Source organism: Thermodesulfobacteriota bacterium (assembly GCA_034189135.1).
GTDB lineage: Bacteria > Desulfobacterota > Desulfobacteria > Desulfobacterales > JAUWMJ01 > JAUWMJ01.
Map to the genome: position 1 here is coordinate 24,440 of JAXHVO010000140.1, position 15,339 is coordinate 39,778.

Annotated in this window: 14 protein-coding genes and 1 pseudogene; 9 read left to right on the forward strand and 6 right to left on the reverse strand. The window is 44.1% G+C overall.

Features of this window, described 5'->3' with window-relative positions:
- Positions 1 to 121 precede the first annotated feature (121 nt).
- A complete protein-coding gene (gene tnpA / locus SWH54_20455; protein MDY6793642.1) occupies positions 122 to 556 on the forward strand; it encodes an IS200/IS605 family transposase in 435 nt (144 codons plus the stop codon).
- A 206-nt stretch (positions 557 to 762) separates the two neighbouring features.
- Here the strand turns inward: tnpA and SWH54_20460 are convergent, their stop codons facing one another.
- On the reverse strand, positions 763 to 1,236 hold the full coding sequence (locus SWH54_20460; GenBank protein MDY6793643.1) for a flavin reductase family protein: 474 nt from the start codon (positions 1,234 to 1,236) through the stop codon (positions 763 to 765).
- Positions 1,237 to 1,546: 310 nt separating this feature from the next.
- Between SWH54_20460 and SWH54_20465 the strand changes: the two genes are divergently transcribed.
- From SWH54_20465 to SWH54_20480, 4 genes are all read left to right on the forward strand, one after another.
- A complete protein-coding gene (locus SWH54_20465; protein ID MDY6793644.1) occupies positions 1,547 to 1,801 on the forward strand; it encodes a type II toxin-antitoxin system VapB family antitoxin in 255 nt (84 codons plus the stop codon).
- Positions 1,801 to 2,196: a type II toxin-antitoxin system VapC family toxin gene (locus SWH54_20470; protein MDY6793645.1), complete on the forward strand. Its 396-nt coding sequence runs from the start codon at positions 1,801 to 1,803 to the stop codon at positions 2,194 to 2,196. The genes SWH54_20465 and SWH54_20470 overlap by 1 nt, the downstream gene beginning before the upstream one ends.
- A 297-nt stretch (positions 2,197 to 2,493) precedes the next feature.
- The gene (locus SWH54_20475; protein MDY6793646.1) at positions 2,494 to 3,417 is read left to right on the forward strand and encodes an AEC family transporter; all 924 of its coding nucleotides are present in this window, start codon (positions 2,494 to 2,496) and stop codon (positions 3,415 to 3,417) included.
- A 304-nt stretch (positions 3,418 to 3,721) separates the two neighbouring features.
- A complete protein-coding gene (locus SWH54_20480) occupies positions 3,722 to 4,552 on the forward strand; it encodes a universal stress protein (GenBank protein MDY6793647.1) in 831 nt (276 codons plus the stop codon).
- Between the two features lie 391 nt (positions 4,553 to 4,943).
- On the opposite strand, the pseudogene SWH54_20485 reads toward SWH54_20480, so the two are convergent.
- Both SWH54_20485 and SWH54_20490 read right to left on the reverse strand, forming a co-directional pair.
- Positions 4,944 to 5,534, reverse strand: a pseudogene (locus SWH54_20485) (C45 family peptidase).
- A gap of 18 nt (positions 5,535 to 5,552) precedes the next feature.
- Positions 5,553 to 5,939, reverse strand: coding sequence for a hypothetical protein (locus SWH54_20490; GenBank protein MDY6793648.1), 387 nt, complete (start codon positions 5,937 to 5,939; stop codon positions 5,553 to 5,555).
- A 261-nt stretch (positions 5,940 to 6,200) separates the two neighbouring features.
- On the opposite strand from SWH54_20490, the gene SWH54_20495 reads away from it, so the two are divergent.
- The 4 genes from SWH54_20495 (at position 6,201) to SWH54_20510 (ending at position 9,767) form a co-directional block, all read left to right on the forward strand.
- A complete protein-coding gene (locus SWH54_20495; protein MDY6793649.1) occupies positions 6,201 to 6,521 on the forward strand; it encodes a hypothetical protein in 321 nt (106 codons plus the stop codon).
- A gap of 306 nt (positions 6,522 to 6,827) precedes the next feature.
- A complete protein-coding gene (gene serB / locus SWH54_20500) occupies positions 6,828 to 8,045 on the forward strand; it encodes a phosphoserine phosphatase SerB (GenBank protein ID MDY6793650.1) in 1,218 nt (405 codons plus the stop codon).
- Positions 8,046 to 8,253: 208 nt separating this feature from the next.
- Positions 8,254 to 9,585, forward strand: coding sequence for a phenylacetate--CoA ligase family protein (locus SWH54_20505; GenBank protein MDY6793651.1), 1,332 nt, complete (start codon positions 8,254 to 8,256; stop codon positions 9,583 to 9,585).
- Entirely contained in the window at positions 9,582 to 9,767 is a 186-nt protein-coding gene (locus SWH54_20510; protein ID MDY6793652.1) for a hypothetical protein, read from the forward strand. The genes SWH54_20505 and SWH54_20510 overlap by 4 nt, the downstream gene beginning before the upstream one ends.
- A gap of 372 nt (positions 9,768 to 10,139) precedes the next feature.
- Here SWH54_20510 and SWH54_20515 read toward each other — a convergent pair whose 3' ends face one another.
- The 3 genes from SWH54_20515 to SWH54_20525 form a co-directional block, all read right to left on the reverse strand.
- A complete protein-coding gene (locus tag SWH54_20515) occupies positions 10,140 to 13,538 on the reverse strand; it encodes an AAA family ATPase (protein MDY6793653.1) in 3,399 nt (1,132 codons plus the stop codon).
- A complete protein-coding gene (locus SWH54_20520) occupies positions 13,510 to 14,478 on the reverse strand; it encodes an SPFH domain-containing protein (protein MDY6793654.1) in 969 nt (322 codons plus the stop codon). The genes SWH54_20515 and SWH54_20520 overlap by 29 nt, the downstream gene beginning before the upstream one ends.
- 291 nt (positions 14,479 to 14,769) lie before the next feature.
- Positions 14,770 to 14,979, reverse strand: a complete 210-nt coding sequence (locus SWH54_20525) for a helix-turn-helix domain-containing protein (protein MDY6793655.1) — start codon at positions 14,977 to 14,979, stop codon at positions 14,770 to 14,772.
- Positions 14,980 to 15,339: the final 360 nt, after the last annotated feature.

Here is a 15,339-nt window from a genome sequence, read left to right on the forward strand (position 1 = left end):
AACCTTCAGCTAAGCTGAAGGTCCCAGCTTTGCTATGCGGGTTGGGTAGAGATTTACAAATAAAGAATACCTCCATAGAAATAGGGTAATGGTGGCCCTAAAATCTATTAGGAGGTATTCAATGAAGCAATTCAAGAGATTAGCACATGCCGTATGGCAATGCAAATACCATGTGGTATGGTGTCCAAAATATCGGTATCGGATACTTGGCGGCAAAATCGGACTCACCGTAAGAGATATCATTCGGCAACTATGCGAATGGAAGAGAACAAATATACTGGAAGGTAATATCCAGATCGACCATATCCATTTGGTTCTGGAGATTCCGCCGAAATATTCGGTATCCGAAGCGATAGGTTTTTTAAAAGGTAAAAGTGCCATAAAGATATTCGATTTTCATCTTGAGCTAAAACGGCGCTATTGGGGCAGGCATTTTTGGTCAAAAGGATATTGTGTCAGCACCGTTGGCCTCGATGAGGACCAGATTCGAAAATATGTACGTCACCAGCTCCATAAGGATCAACAAGCAGAGCAAATTAAATTATGGAAAGATTAAATTGACCCTTTTAGGGTCACCATTAAGCCACCCCTTTCAGGGGTGGTTGTTAACTGTTTTTTAGCTCACAACAGCCAGCAATGTCTACCAAAAGACCAGTGAAAAGACTGAGCATATCAAAGCCTCGTGGCAGGTGGATTCGAATTCTTCTGTTTTGCCAATTATTTAACAGAAATTAGGCTTGATGGGAGATTTTAAGACCATTTCTAACTTTTACCTAAATATACCCCTTCATAATCAGATGTGCTTAACGGCGTTTCATCCGATAAAAATTTTGCTGCCACCACTTCTCCCACGAAAAGTGTATGATTCCCCGGTGAATATGTTTCTTTGATCCTGCATTCCATATACCCGATACATTCCGTTAAAACCGGAACTCCGGTAACTCCTTTTTTCCAATCGACAGAAGAAAATTTTAATTTTGGATCAGGCCCTTTGAAACGCTGGAGGTATTCTTTCTGACTTTTTGATATGACGTTGAGGGCAAAACAGCCATTTTTTTTAATCAAATCGTGAGAATAGCGATTCGGATGAACCGCCACCATCAATAATAACGGGTCATATGAAACCTGAGACACCCAGGAAGCGATCATTCCGTTGATCACCTGATCTGCAGCGCTGGTTAACACATAGATTCCATATGTCATTTTCCCCAATATCTTGATATATTCTTCTTTCATTCTTGCACCTATAAAAGATTTGAAAAGATTAGAACCAATCGCAAAAGAAGCAACATTTTAATGATAAAAAGCAGGTATCAATAAGATAGCATGTACGATCCCCACATTATCCATTGGCTCGCTAATGATTACAAATAAAAACCGTATGAATCAAGGGTGAATGTCCGACATTGGTGTTCATTTTCAAGAAAATCATAACTTGATGAAATAATATTCCTCAATATTATCTTAGGCCTTTATTTCTGCTTGACATATGAAGTGTGCATAATATATATTAATTTATATTGTATATATTTTGCAGGAGAGAAAAATGGCTCTAAGTATCAGAAATGCTAAAGCCGAAAAGCTGGCGCGGGAACTGGCGGCCGAAAACGGAGAAAACATAACTCAGGCGATAACGCGTGCCCTGGAAGAAAGATTGCAGCGACTCCGTGGGCGCTCCAGGGCCATCGACCTGACTGAAGAGATATTAAGGATTTCCAAGCGTTGCAGTGAAATCCCCGATAAAGATCTGCGATCCCCTGACGAAATATTGGGCTATGGTTCAACAGGAGTTTCAGAGTAATGGTTATCGACACCTCTGCCTTGATCGCCATTCTATTTGGTGAGCCGGAGGCACCATTATTTGCCAGGGCAATTGCTGATGGATCCCAAAAATTGATCAGTGCTTTTAATGTGCTGGAGACCGGGATCGTCGTTGAAGCCAGAAAAGGAGAACCCGGCGGCCGGGAGCTTGATCTACTTATGCACCGCGCTCAGATTGAAAACGTTGCCATGAATGCAGATCAGGCTGAAATCGCAAGGGCGGCCTGGAGGAAATTCGGGAAAGGGAATCATCCAGCAGGATTGAACATCGGAGACTGCTGTGCCTATGCTCTGACCAAATATTCAGGAGAAGCGCTGCTTTTCAAAGGAAATGATTTCAGCCAAACAGACGTTCGTGCTGCGATAACGTTTTAAGTTTGAAGGACTTAAACTTTCGATCTATAAGACAAGGATAGGGTGTACCTTTAAAACAGGGGGGTTATGGTTTTAAAGCCATAACCTTTTTTATTAAGGAATTCATCGAATATGGATCAATCCACATTGAAATGCAGGGCATGCAGCAAAGAGCTGCAGGTAAGAAAAGGGTGAAAACAGGTGCTGTTGTGCTGCAGGTCATGTGGCGCTCAATACCCCCTTGAAAAGATGATTGACCAGATGGATGACGCCCTGGAAACGCTGCTGGCAAATATTCAATGTGATAGGATTTGACAGATGATGATTTTAAACAGTCTGTTTCCGGTGTTCGCCCTGATTATACTCGGCACCCTGCTTAAATATTATCATCTGGCAGGGGATGTCTTTTTCAAAGCGTCGGATCGACTGGTGTATTACATCTTTTTCCCTGCCATGCTGTTTTGGAAAATAGGGGGCGCTTCAACGGTTGATGCAGGTGTTGACCTGAAATACTGCCTGGCAGCAGTCTGTAGTGTTTTGTCGGTCTATATTTTGAGCAGTACCTTTATTAAGGTGTTTGATGTTGAGGATTTTAAGGCGGGTTCTTTTTCCCAGAGCTTTTACCGATTCAACACCTATATAGGTATGGCCGTTGTGTTGAATGCCCTGGGTGAGAACGGGGTGACCCTTTTTGGGATTTTAATCGGATTTGTGATACCGGTGATTAATATTCTGGCGGTGTCTACCCTGATCTGGTTTTCGGGGAAACGGTATGGCTTCCGTGAGCGTATGGGAGTGACCGCAAAAGAGCTGGTGTTAAATCCTTTGATTATCGCATGTGTCGCCGGCATGATCTATTCCAGGTTATCGACCGGTTTTCCTGTTTTTATCGACAATGCTCTCCGGCTGGCTGCCATGGTTACCCTTCCCCTTGCTTTAATGTCCATAGGTGGAAGCCTGACCTTTAAATCACTCAAACACCATTTCAGCCTGTCTCTGGCAGCGGCTGGTTTTAAGCTCCTGTTGCTTCCGGCCATCGGCTTTTTTTTTCTGAAACTTTTTTTTGTTACAGGAACCGCTTTTCAGGTGGTGATGATATTTTTTGCCCTTCCCACCTCAAGTGCCATCTATGTGCTGTCTTCACAGTTAAACAGTGATACCCAATATGCCTCATCAGCCATTGTCCTGTCCACGTGCTTGTCCTTTTTATCCCTTTCTGCCGTGCTGGCGATTTTCGGCTAAGCTTTTGTTCCCAACCATCAGGTTCAATATATCCTGGTTTATTATCCGGTATCCACTTGACATATATGCAAAAAAGACCCATAATGATCTATAGTGTAAGTTTGTAATCCCAAACGCCGTCATCTGGTAACGATAAGTTCTCTTTGTCTAATCGTAGAGTTGCTGTCACACCCAGCACCTGTATTGAAAGCCAGACAACGGCCAGGGCAAGCTGTCGGTGGTCGTACACAACCACCGCATCCGCATATAAACCAGAATATGGGTGCACCTTCGGGAAACCGCGCCGTCAGGGGAGAACCAAGCCATGATTAAACGAATTCTAGTCGGATTAGGAGGAACACCGTTTACCACCGTGGCCACAAAAATTGCAACGGAACTGGGGGATATGCACCAGGCCCAGCTCACCGGCGTGACTGTGGTGGATACCAGCAAACTAAACAAGGTGGGCCCCGTACCTGCGGGTGGGGAAGCTTACGCTCAGCGCATGCGCGAAAGAAAAGCCCAGATCACCCAAGAGGGGACGGACCAGGCCATTGAAGCCTTCAAAGCACATTGTAGTAAGCAGAAGGTGGTTTGCCGCCGCATCGAGTATGAGCAAAAAGATCCATTTGACGCTATGATATCGGAAGCCCGTTACAATGACCTGACCATTTTCGGGCTTCGCAGCATCTTCGACTATGGTTTTACCACCGATCCGGACAAAGCCATTATCAAATTGATGACCCAGGGGGTCCGACCCATCCTGGCCGTGGCGGAGACCTACCGGCCCATCAAAAAAGCGCTCATCGCTTACAGCGGCTCCATGGAGTCGGCCAAAGCCATTCGCCATTTTCTCTATCTAAATCCCTGGCCAGGAGTAACCCTTCACATCATTCATTTCAAAGAGGGGCCTGAAAAAGAACCGTTCCTGCTGGAAGATGTCACTGAATTCTGTGAGGCCCACGGTTTCGAAGTAAAAACCGACACAGTGGAAGGCCAGGCGCGGTCGAATCTGCTTCCCTTTGCCCGGGAAAACAACGCCGACCTCATCGTCATGGGCAACAGCGTGCACAAGGCCCTGATGAGACGTTTGTTGGGCGATACTGTGCTGGAAACCATAAAGTCGGCCGACCGGCACCTTTTCCTGTCTCAATAAAATGGCCATAGCGGAACTGAATAACCACTAATATGACCCTGGCAGCGGCTGGTTTTAAGCTCCTGTTGATTCCGGCCATCGGCCTGTCCACGTGCTTGTCTTTTGTATCCCTTTCTGCCGTACTGAGGCTTTTCGATTAACTGTTTGGCCTATTTAATGTTTTATTTTACCGGACAGCTGGCAGATTAATCGTTTATTTTTTTACTGGGCACATCACGCAAACCGGATAGCACAGCTCAGTGGATTGAATTCAATGTTTTCCCTGCTTAGGTTAGAACCGCAGCGAGTTTTGCGTTTTTTGTTGGTACGATGGACAAGAAAAATATCTTGTAAATACGTCATTCTGTACGCTTACAACAATTTTCAGTATTTTTAGAAATCACAGATGAATTCAAAATATATTGGTACGAGTATCTTCCTTAAACTTGGCCTTTGATGGATTACCCTCTGCTCTAAAAATCTTGCCGTTTGAAATATCAAATACCGAGGACCAAATGGTTTCAAAATTTAATGCTTTATGGTACTGGCACATAAACCCATGTTTTCCACTGAGTATCGCTTTGGCGTGTTCAATGCCATTGATGAAATCAATATTTTTTAATGCATTGTACGCCGTTTGATATCTTATGTCAGATGAATAAATAATACACGCATTATTACATCTCATTTCCTCAGAAATAAAATGGTTGGCTGCCACAATAAAATTTTCATCTGACGCAGGTTTCCTGAAAAATACTTTTTTAGGCGTACATTCGGCAACCGCGATATCACCCCTTTTGTCTGCTAAAATGATGTTACAGGCTGAAGCGATGGGCAAACTTTGCAAGGCGTTCATCGCCTCTTTGGTGGTGGCACATTTTTCAAGCAGATAGCGAACCAAAAATACAGAATTAATCCCGGGTACAATCATCACCGGTACAATACATTCCATGGCAACGGCCAAACCGCATTCATTCAACCCTTCTTCAAAGTTTATCATTGAGGAGGTGTTGCCAGTAAATCAATAGCCATTATTAAGTTCATATAATACACTTTTGCTTTCATTTTTGAGAAATGGCGGCAAGTCATTATTCCTGCCACAAAATACGTGATTATGGTGAATAAAACAAAAAGCGGTGCAACCTTTAGGATCATAGCAGCATCCCATGCATAATAACCATGAAGCAAATTTTTCATATGAATAATTCAATCCGTCGGTCGTTCCACGTATTTCATCACAAATTTCGGGGAAGACTTCTGATAGTATTATTTGGGATTTTTTACCAAAATTTTGCTGAAATCTATTAAGATCAATGATCTTATCGAAATCGATAGTTTTCTTTTTTAGTATGTTACCAAACTTCAAACCGATATCATAATGCCTGCCTTTAAGTCTTGGATGGTACATGGCGTTTCCTCCTTTGGTAAAACTAAAAAGGAATAAAAAATTATTGTCAATATCTAAAAAGTTTCAGTTTTTCTAAATATGCGCAGAAGATTTTTCCAAAAACGCTGTTTAAAGGACTAAAATGTCACAAATGAACCGGCAAAGAAGATGATACGTACCCTTAGCCGAAGGAGGTGGCAAAGTGGTAGCATAAAATTTGCGCTATCGTTTCAATTTTGCTATGTATGGCAAAACTAATTTTTCCATCAAGGAGAGTATAATATGAAATTATTTCTTATGTTTTTTTGTTGTGTTGCGCTTCTGGCAGCTTCCCCGGTGTATGCCGAAGAGGTAACAACCGATGTTCTGACCATTGAGGATGTGACGCCCATGCTTGAAGATTTTGCCAAGTCAAAAAATGGGCAGTTGGCGCATGTTTTTGGCATCTGGCAGGACGAATACTCAAAGCGGGCGAAAATCTTTTTTAAATATACAGTTCCGGGCAGGAAGGGCCCGACCGCTAAAAGAGGAGAAATCAACTGTTTTAAACTCAATTCCGGGAAGTGGTATTGTGGAGGTGTTTACGACTACCTGAAAAAGTAACGGTTCATTGCTCAAATGGAGGAAAGCAAGACCTTTCTTGAGAGATATGGTTTAAATGATTTTTCTTTCGATATCAAGGTGTTTCAAATACTTTCATGTCGCCCCAATCCGGTGACAATACCTGCATATGACAGTACAATATCATCTTGACATGCCATGGCCGCCTTTCTATATTTGCCATATAAATTAGCACATTCTTAAATCATTGCCCCACCGTTGACCGGCTTACTTTTTCTAAGAAGTAGAAGGGCCTTTATCCGGTTTTACGGGTAAAATGATGGGGATTGAAATTTCGAAGGAACATAAATGAAGGAAGAACAGAATTATCTTATGGTCACCGTGAGCGGGCAGGACCGGCCGGGGATTGCGGCAGCCTTTACCGGCATTTTAAGTGAACACCATGTGGAAATTGTGGATATTGAGCAAGCGTCCCCGCAGGATCTTTTGGGCCTGTATTTTTTGTTGGATATCAGCAGCGCAACCGGCGAAAAGGACACCGTCATAAAGGACCTCCTGTTTGAAGCCAGCCAGCTGGGATTGAATCTCCAATTTAAACTCTATCGTCGAAATGAGGTTCAGATTTCAATTCAGCGATCGCTATTTGTTATCACACACTTTGGCGGAACCGGGGCGTTGGCCGCTCTGACGAGAATTTTGGGCGATGAGAACGTAAATATAGAGTCCATAACCACTTTACACCATTATGGCCGTAGAACCATGGAGATGGCGGTAGATGTCCGCGCCAAAGAAAACCTAACCAGAATAAAGAAAAGGCTGATGAATAAAAGTTGTGAGTTGGGTTTCGATATGGCCATCCAGAAGACGGAGGCATACCGGAAAAATAAGCGTCTGATTGTTTTTGATATGGATAGCACGCTGGTTGACATGGAAATAATAGATGAAATTGCGCTTCAAGCCGGTGTAAAGCGCGAAGTGTCACGTGTTACCGAGAAGGCCATGAGGGGAGATCTGGATTTCGAAGAGGCCCTTCGGCAGCGGGTTGCATTTTTAAAGGGGGTAAGCCTATCTGAGTTGGAAGAAATTCGCCGGAAAATGGTTTTATCCAAAGGGGTTAAAGAATTAATCAAGACCTTGAAGTTTTTAGGTTACAAGATAGGGGTGGTGACAGGTGGCTTTGATTTCTTTTCCAATCACTTGAAAGACAAATTTGGATTGGATTACGCTTTTGCCAACAGACTGGAGTTGAAGAATGATAAACTTACCGGCCGGGTGCTGGGAGACGTTGTCGATGCAGCGGAAAAAGCACGTATCATCAATCACATCGCTCAAAAGGAAAAAATATTGCTGGACCAGGTTGTGGCTGTGGGGGATGGGGCCAACGATGCGCTGATGCTGGGCCAAGCCGGTCTGGGGATTGCATACAATGCCAGGAAATCCCTGGTTAAAGCTGCAAATATGTCTTTAGGAAAGGAAAGATTGAGTAATATACTCATTCTGTTGGGTATTACCGAACAAGACGTTCAGGAGGCGCACGTTATTGATTCGGAGATCCATGAGGTATGACGGGCAAAGAGTTCTTTAACGACTCTTGATCCTTTTATAATAAAAACAGACCTGCTGCCGATAAAAAGGAGTCGGATTTTTCCGACCCATCAGCAAGAAGAACTTGCAAACATCGTAGCGGAAATGCTACCAGTATGGAATATTCAATTGGAAATGATCGCAGAAATATGTAGAATTTAAAATTTTTTATTTTAAAAAAAGGCTTAAGATGATGGACCCACAAAATTATTGGAATCCTGTACTTGAAACCCTTCCCCTGGAAAAGCTGCAGAAACTTCAACTGAAAAAATTTTTACGAATATTTCACTGGACCTACAATCATTCAAAATTTCACCGGAGCCTTTACCAAAAAGCAGGGATCTCACCCGATGACATAAAATCGTTTGAAGATATCAGACATGTTCCCAAAGTGGAAAAGTCCATGATGCGCGACATCCAGAAAAAAGATCCGTTCCCCTACGGAGATGCCCTGTGTGTTCCCCTTGAAGAGGTAACGGAATACAGGCAGACCAGTGGTACAACCGGCCAGCCCGTGTATCAGCCGGACACATGGCAGGACTGGGAATGGTGGGCCGAATGCTGGGCCTATCTTTTGTGGGCACAGGGTTACCGACCTGCCGACCGCGTTTTTATTCCCTTCGGTTATAATGTGTTTGTGGCTTTCTGGGCCGGGCATTACGGAGCCGAAAAGATAGGTTGTGAAGTGGTGCCCGGAGGGGTGTTAGATACAAAAGCAAGAATACTTAAAATACAGGAACTTGGTGCTACCGCCCTCATGGGAACCCCCACCTATATTCTGGGGATGGCGGACACGGCAAAAAACCAGATGGGTATCGATCCGGCGGACCTCACCATCAACAAAATAACCTGTGCAGGGGAACCGGGAGCAGGTATACCCAGCACCAAAAAACGGATTGAAACCGCATGGAACGCAAAAGTATATGACCATGCAGGGGCCACCGAAATAGGCGCATGGTCGTATGAGTGCAACCATCAACCCGGAGGCATTCATGTGAATGAAGCTTTTTTCCTGGTGGAAATCGAAGACATCGACACCGGGGAAATAATCACCGAGCCGGGCAGAAGGGGCAAGATGATCATTACCGCTTTAGATCGTATGGCACAACCCTGTGTCCGCTTTGATTCCAAGGATATTATTGAATGGGCTCCTGAGTCGTGTTCGTGCGGCCGGACTTTCAGGATATTAAAAGGTGGTGTGGTGGGCAGGGCGGACGATATAACCAAAGTAAAAGGGGTGCTCCTGGCACCGTCAGCCATAGAAGAGGTGGTAAGAAGTATCAACGGTCTCGGTGATGAGTTTGAGGTGATCGTGGAAAAGGCCGGTGATGCCGAAAAGATAACACTGAAAGTGGAACTGATATCGCATTCCATTGATCAGCGTCAATCCATTGAAAGCAAACTTATAGATCAGCTTAGGATTAAAACCAACCTCAGGTATGATCTTAAATTTTTCGATTACGGTACACTTCCCAGATACGAGGTCAAAGCAAAGAGATTCAAGGATAAGCGGAAAAAATGATGATAACCGAAAATGAATTAAAAAAAATTGGTGACAAGATCAAACTACTTCGCAATACAGCTGAGGAGTTGAAAAGTCTGGCTAAAAACATTCCGGCAATAACAAGGAACACGACCCGACTGCTTGCCAGTGTAAAGATGATGGAACTGAATATTTCCGACTGTGTTGATTTTGATATATAGTGAAGGGGTCGGGAAGTTTTTATCAATGGACTTTTTTGTGAAACGTTTGTGCTTTAATGATTGTTGAAGGTTGGTCTGGGGAGAGCCATTTGCCGGTTTAAGCCGTAACAATCATATCAAAAAACTGACGTACGGCAGCTATCTCGCTAAGATTTGATTTGAACAAGCCCCCATAAATAGATTTCCACGGCGGCAATGATCGTCACTGCCTGTGTCGGTTTAACGAAAAAGATAGGGGGCGGGGACAGAGTGTTGCACTCATTTGTTAAGGCTTAAACCGGCAAATGGCTCTCCCCCAGGCCAACTGAATAGAGATGAAGAAACTCCTCCATTTCTTACATAGTTCATGGGCTGCTAAAGACTATCGTCGTATCAGGCCTGCTTTCTTTGTATTCGCCTCATAAAATTCACCAGCGGTTTCACCAAATCGATCGGCTTTTTTTTGCGTTTTTTGAAAATTTCCTCAAGAGAAAGATGGGGATCCTTTTCAGGATTTCTCAGATACAAACGTATCGAATTGAGTCGATCGATGATTTCCCTTTCGACCCGGTTTCGCAGTATTTTCTTCTTTTTTAGGATTTCCTCTTTTATGCCCGGGGAGGTATCTGTGTCCTTGAACTTGTTTAATTTATATTGAATGCGCATATTGATGAGCTCGAGCATTACTTTTTCGTAGTCCGCTCCGAGCCAGACCACTTCGGGTACAAGATCACCGAAGTGGGTGACCCCAAGCACATCCTTGTTCTGATTCCAGTAGTTCATCAGAAATTCGGGTTCAAGGTCTTTGTAGTTCTGCAGCGGCATATACATTCGCCTAAGGTGCATCAGTACTTTTTCAGTTTTTTTCTTATGGCCACCGATAATGACCGAACCGCCGACCTCGCCTTTTTTTACGCCCTTTGTCCACGGTGCGCCCGTGATTCCGAAATCATGATAGATCGGAATATTAAACAGAGCCGAAAGTGTGTTCAGGGCAAGAGCATACCCGGCTGAGGGCCCTCCCACACTATAGGAAGCTGAAAGGAGCTGGTGGTGGATTGAATATTTTTCCAGAAATTCCCCCAGCAGCCTGGCAATGCTGACTTTCGGTTCCAGGTCCTGGAGATAATTTTTTACCATGGTCAGGGCTTCTTTGGCCGACTGCTGGGTCATCTGGACAGCCATATCCAGCTCAGCTGCCGCCGGTGTCGAGGAGGAGACAGCACCGGTGACCAGAACTTTATCAGGGTCCAGGCTGTACGTAAGACTGGTGGCGATAGGAAGGAGTATTCCGGACACATCACTGGCCCCGACGCCGATAATAAAGCCAACCTGGGGTTCCTGGCTTAATTCCGCTTCCAGAAATTCATCCAGTTGGGCCTTGCCTTTCTTTACCGGGCTCTGGGAGATTTCTCCTTGTGCCGATAATAGATGGGATTCCATCAGAGGGTAATGTGCTTCATCTTGAATTTTTTTTAACAATTCCACGATTTCATCATAACGGTTGAGAAATTCATGGGGACTGTTTTTTGTCGCTGTCAAAATGGTCTCCGGTGCATCCACAGCATCGAGTATACCGATAAGGGTTTTGTAGTTAAACTTTATAAAGTTATCCCTGATTTTAGATGAAGCATCAAAGAGGTTACGATAACGCAAAAGCACTTCATATTCAGTACTTCGCAAGCTCATGGCTTTTTTCACAAAGGCCGCATAATCTGCCGGTGTATTGCACAAGCTTTCCGCCTGTTCAATAATGGCCTCCACATCAATTTCCCGGTCCAGCGGGACATCTTTTAGCGTGTTTTGGATAATTTTAGTGATATCTTTTTTCCCGAGCATTCCGGTAATTTCCAAAACCTTCAAGCGTTTTGAGCGGATCAGTGCCGGATCAAGGATATCCAGACGGTTCGTTGTAAGGGTGGTAAATACTCTGTTAAGGGGGATTTCTCCGTCAATGATGTTCAGTAATTTGTTGGTCAATTTGTCAGCAGGGGAACCGCCGGAGGCACTTCGTTTCGGAGCCAAAGAATCTCCTTCGTCAAAAAATACGATGGTCGGCGCAATCATTTTGGCGATATCATAAATTTTCTCAAGATTGTCCACTGCACCGTCGATAGGGTTAACCGGATCCTGTAGTGCGCTGGGGCTTGAGGAAATATCGTGGATATCGCTGTTTTCACTCAACCAGGACCTGATAAGAAAGGTTTTACCGCCTCCGGGGGGTCCCTTTAAAACCACGCCTTTTTCTTCTCTCACTTCATAGAACAGGCAGTTGTTGGCCATCTCGGAAAACGTATTTTTAATCGTCCCAACATATTCGTCCCAATTTACCCTGCGATCCATATGGTCGACGAATTTGTTGTAAAGGTCACCGTAAGAATTCTTTGCCACCAGTTCAAAAGCCTGCCTGATGAGCACAGCATCATCCAGGTAATCGGGCAGGAAGTCTCCCTTTATTTCTATGACGGACTGAACCAGTTTTCTGACATAAGCCGGAATGACTTTCAGGGTCCTTTCATCAAAGGTGGTAAAAAGTTTTTCAACAATATGATCCAGGTCATGGTCACTAATACAGGTAATGTTTTTATGGCAGATTACATCGTCACGTTCTCCCACCCGGATATCATTTCTTTTCAGCTCAAGCCGGACGATTTCTTTAAGGTTGTCCGCATTCTTCCAAAATTCTGAGATATCGATGATCTTACCCTTTTCAACAAAGCGTCGATAGATGGCGGAATCAAAACGTTCGGGTTGGTGGGTGGTGGCGATCAGCAGGCAATCGCGCCTGCCGTTTATGATTTCATCAATGACGATGTTCGATGTGTCGATTAAAGTTCGTTGCTGTCCCTCCAGTCCGGATTGGCGGTCATCCGCTTTTCCGAATGCGCTGTGTGCCTCCTCTATATGCCGGACGGATGTTTTTCTCGGATCTCCCATGGCTCTTTTAAAATAGTTACCCGGCTCACCGGCTAGCGCGGTCTGGTAATCATTGGGTGTGATCATGGTATAGTCCACCATGACCCCTTGCTCTTCGAGTTGAGACAGGTGGCTGGATATCCGCTTGCGGAATAGGAGCCTGATAAGCGGGAGACGGGAAAGCCGTTTGTAGAATTTTAATTTTTTCCTTCTTTCGATTTCAAAAGACAAGGTGGGATCCAGCTCATCTATGGTTTTCCAGAACATCTCCTGTGCAAGGATCTCTTCTTTTTTCCGTTTAAAATCGATTTCCGGAAGCACTTCATTTGCAAAAATTACTTTTTCAACCGCAGCTGTCAGGGTGCATGTTTTTCCACTTCCACTCGGGCCGGTGATAAGGAGAAGGGGAGCTTTGGGGACCGATGGATCGGAGAGGTATTCCTTTCTGATATGGGACCGGTAAACTTTTTCAAAAAGTGTGCGAAGCTCCCATGGGACATGCACATCTGCGAGCTCTTTTTCCAGAAGTGCCGTGAGATAAATATAATCTTTAGCCGAAACCTCCTTCTCCAGAATCTTATTCCATGCATCCTGAGGATTGGTCTGTCCTGAAATTTCAAAACGCCGCTGCCAGTCGGTGAGAATCTCAGGATCATTTAAGATGACGAACTTTCTATCGTGGGCAGACATGAAAAAGGATAACAAGGTTTCCAGTATGGTATTGACGACATCGGAGGGTGGCTTGTACTGATTCAGCCGTGAGCGCATAAATGCCCGGGTTTCATAGGGCCAGGATGCCACCAGTTCATCGATTTCACGGATGCGCTTTTCAGGAAGGCGCACATATTTAATTTCTTTTGTCAGCTTTCGGGCCATGGATCCTCTCCGAAAGTTTATTTGGATTGGCAGGAGCCGGAAGTGTCAATGCCGGGCTGCTTTGGGTATTTTGTATGACCACCGTATGCTGCCCCTCCTGATTCTTTTCGTAAGCTGTCGCCCATTTTTGTTGCGTTAAAAATTGAAGAAGGGCTGTATCAGTGGTTCCATCCGGTCGTCCGACGGTCTTTTGAAGGGCTTGAATTCCGTCAAGATAGGCGGCATACAGTTTCCGAATACGGCTGGCCTCCTGATCCGCGGCATAATTTTCCGCTTCGGCAATAAGCTGCCGTCGTTTTTTTTCCTCCGTGGCTTCAACCAGCTTATCCCCGAAACGGGTCTCTTTCAGTACAAAACTCACGATCTCGATACCGTATTTTCTTTCCAACGTCGGCCCGCCTTCATTAATCGGCCTCGATTTTAAAGCCAGAAAAATTTTCTCCTTGATATGCTCCCGATCGCTGACCAGCTGATTGACCTCTTGGGCCTGGAGAATGTCCTTTACAATTCCGTCGTAATCACCCTGCAGGAGTTGCATTGGATAAAGGTTTTCAATGGCCCATGTCTTAAGATCACGAATACGGTAGGTGAGCACTGCGGACGTCCACAGGGCAACGTTTTCCCTGGAAATGATCCGCATCGGTTCAACCGATCCTGACAGGAAAAGGGTTTGATTCATCAGGGGTACTTCCTGTTCGATTCGGGTAAAAAACGGGAGCCGCACATGCCAACCCACGCCGGTAATTGCCTCTCGCTTTCCGCCGAACCTTTCCAGTACAATGGCATAGTTCATCTTAACTTTGAAGATGGTTTTGGTGGCATAGATAACCGCCGCAAATCCGTAAATGATTCCTGCGATGGTAAACAAAGCCAGAGCCCTGCGCAATACCGTTTTTACAAAGGCTCTTCGAAGAATCTTTTTTGAAAGTTCATCGGGCATATGGACTCCTTTTTGCATTTGGTTTCAGTCATAAAATTATGGTAACATTTTTGGCCAATAAAATATGACATATTTTGTAACAGTTCAACTACAAAGGCATAAAGAAGAAATATGAATGATTAAACTTAGAGAAGAAGAGAAGAATCAATAGCTGAGAAACTGCAGATGAAGCATATACCGTTTATTAAGAAATGGCAATAAATGAATTATTTTATAGCCATGGTGTTTGGGTGAGGTGGTATCTGAATGCTTGTTATATTTATACCACGTTTTTGTGAAAGGTAATTTTATTTATTTTCCCCCGGTGATTTTTTTATCAATCCGCATTTCGGGGTTTCGTTTTAAAAACGCAACGGTGCCTCCGGTGATCATCACTTTGTTTCCGATCTTTTCGTAAGGCAGACGACCCCGCATATACAGCTCATGCAGACTTTGCCTGGAACGTCCCAGTTCTCTGGCAGCATCCGTAAGGGTATAAAATTTCAGAATCAGTTTTTCCACTTTAAACCGGACAGGTTGCCGCCAGTAATATGATCGACAGAACTAAGGTGAGATATCCGGATATCCAGTACGTCATGGTGCAAGCCTCCCATTTTTAATGGTGGTTTATAATGGGATTTATATCTTACACTAATAATTGAGTTTGTCAAGAAAAAAATAATTAGAAAAAGTAATATAAATAAATATTATAGATATTTAATTTATTTTAATAAAATTAAAAGTAATAAGTTTGTCAAGATAAATAATTACAGAGCTAAACCCCCAGCTAAGCTGGGGAGAATGGCAAAAGCTATGCTGAGTATTTAAAAAATGCTCCTTTTGGATTAAAGGTAACAGCGCTGATTCTGTGACCAAAATCCA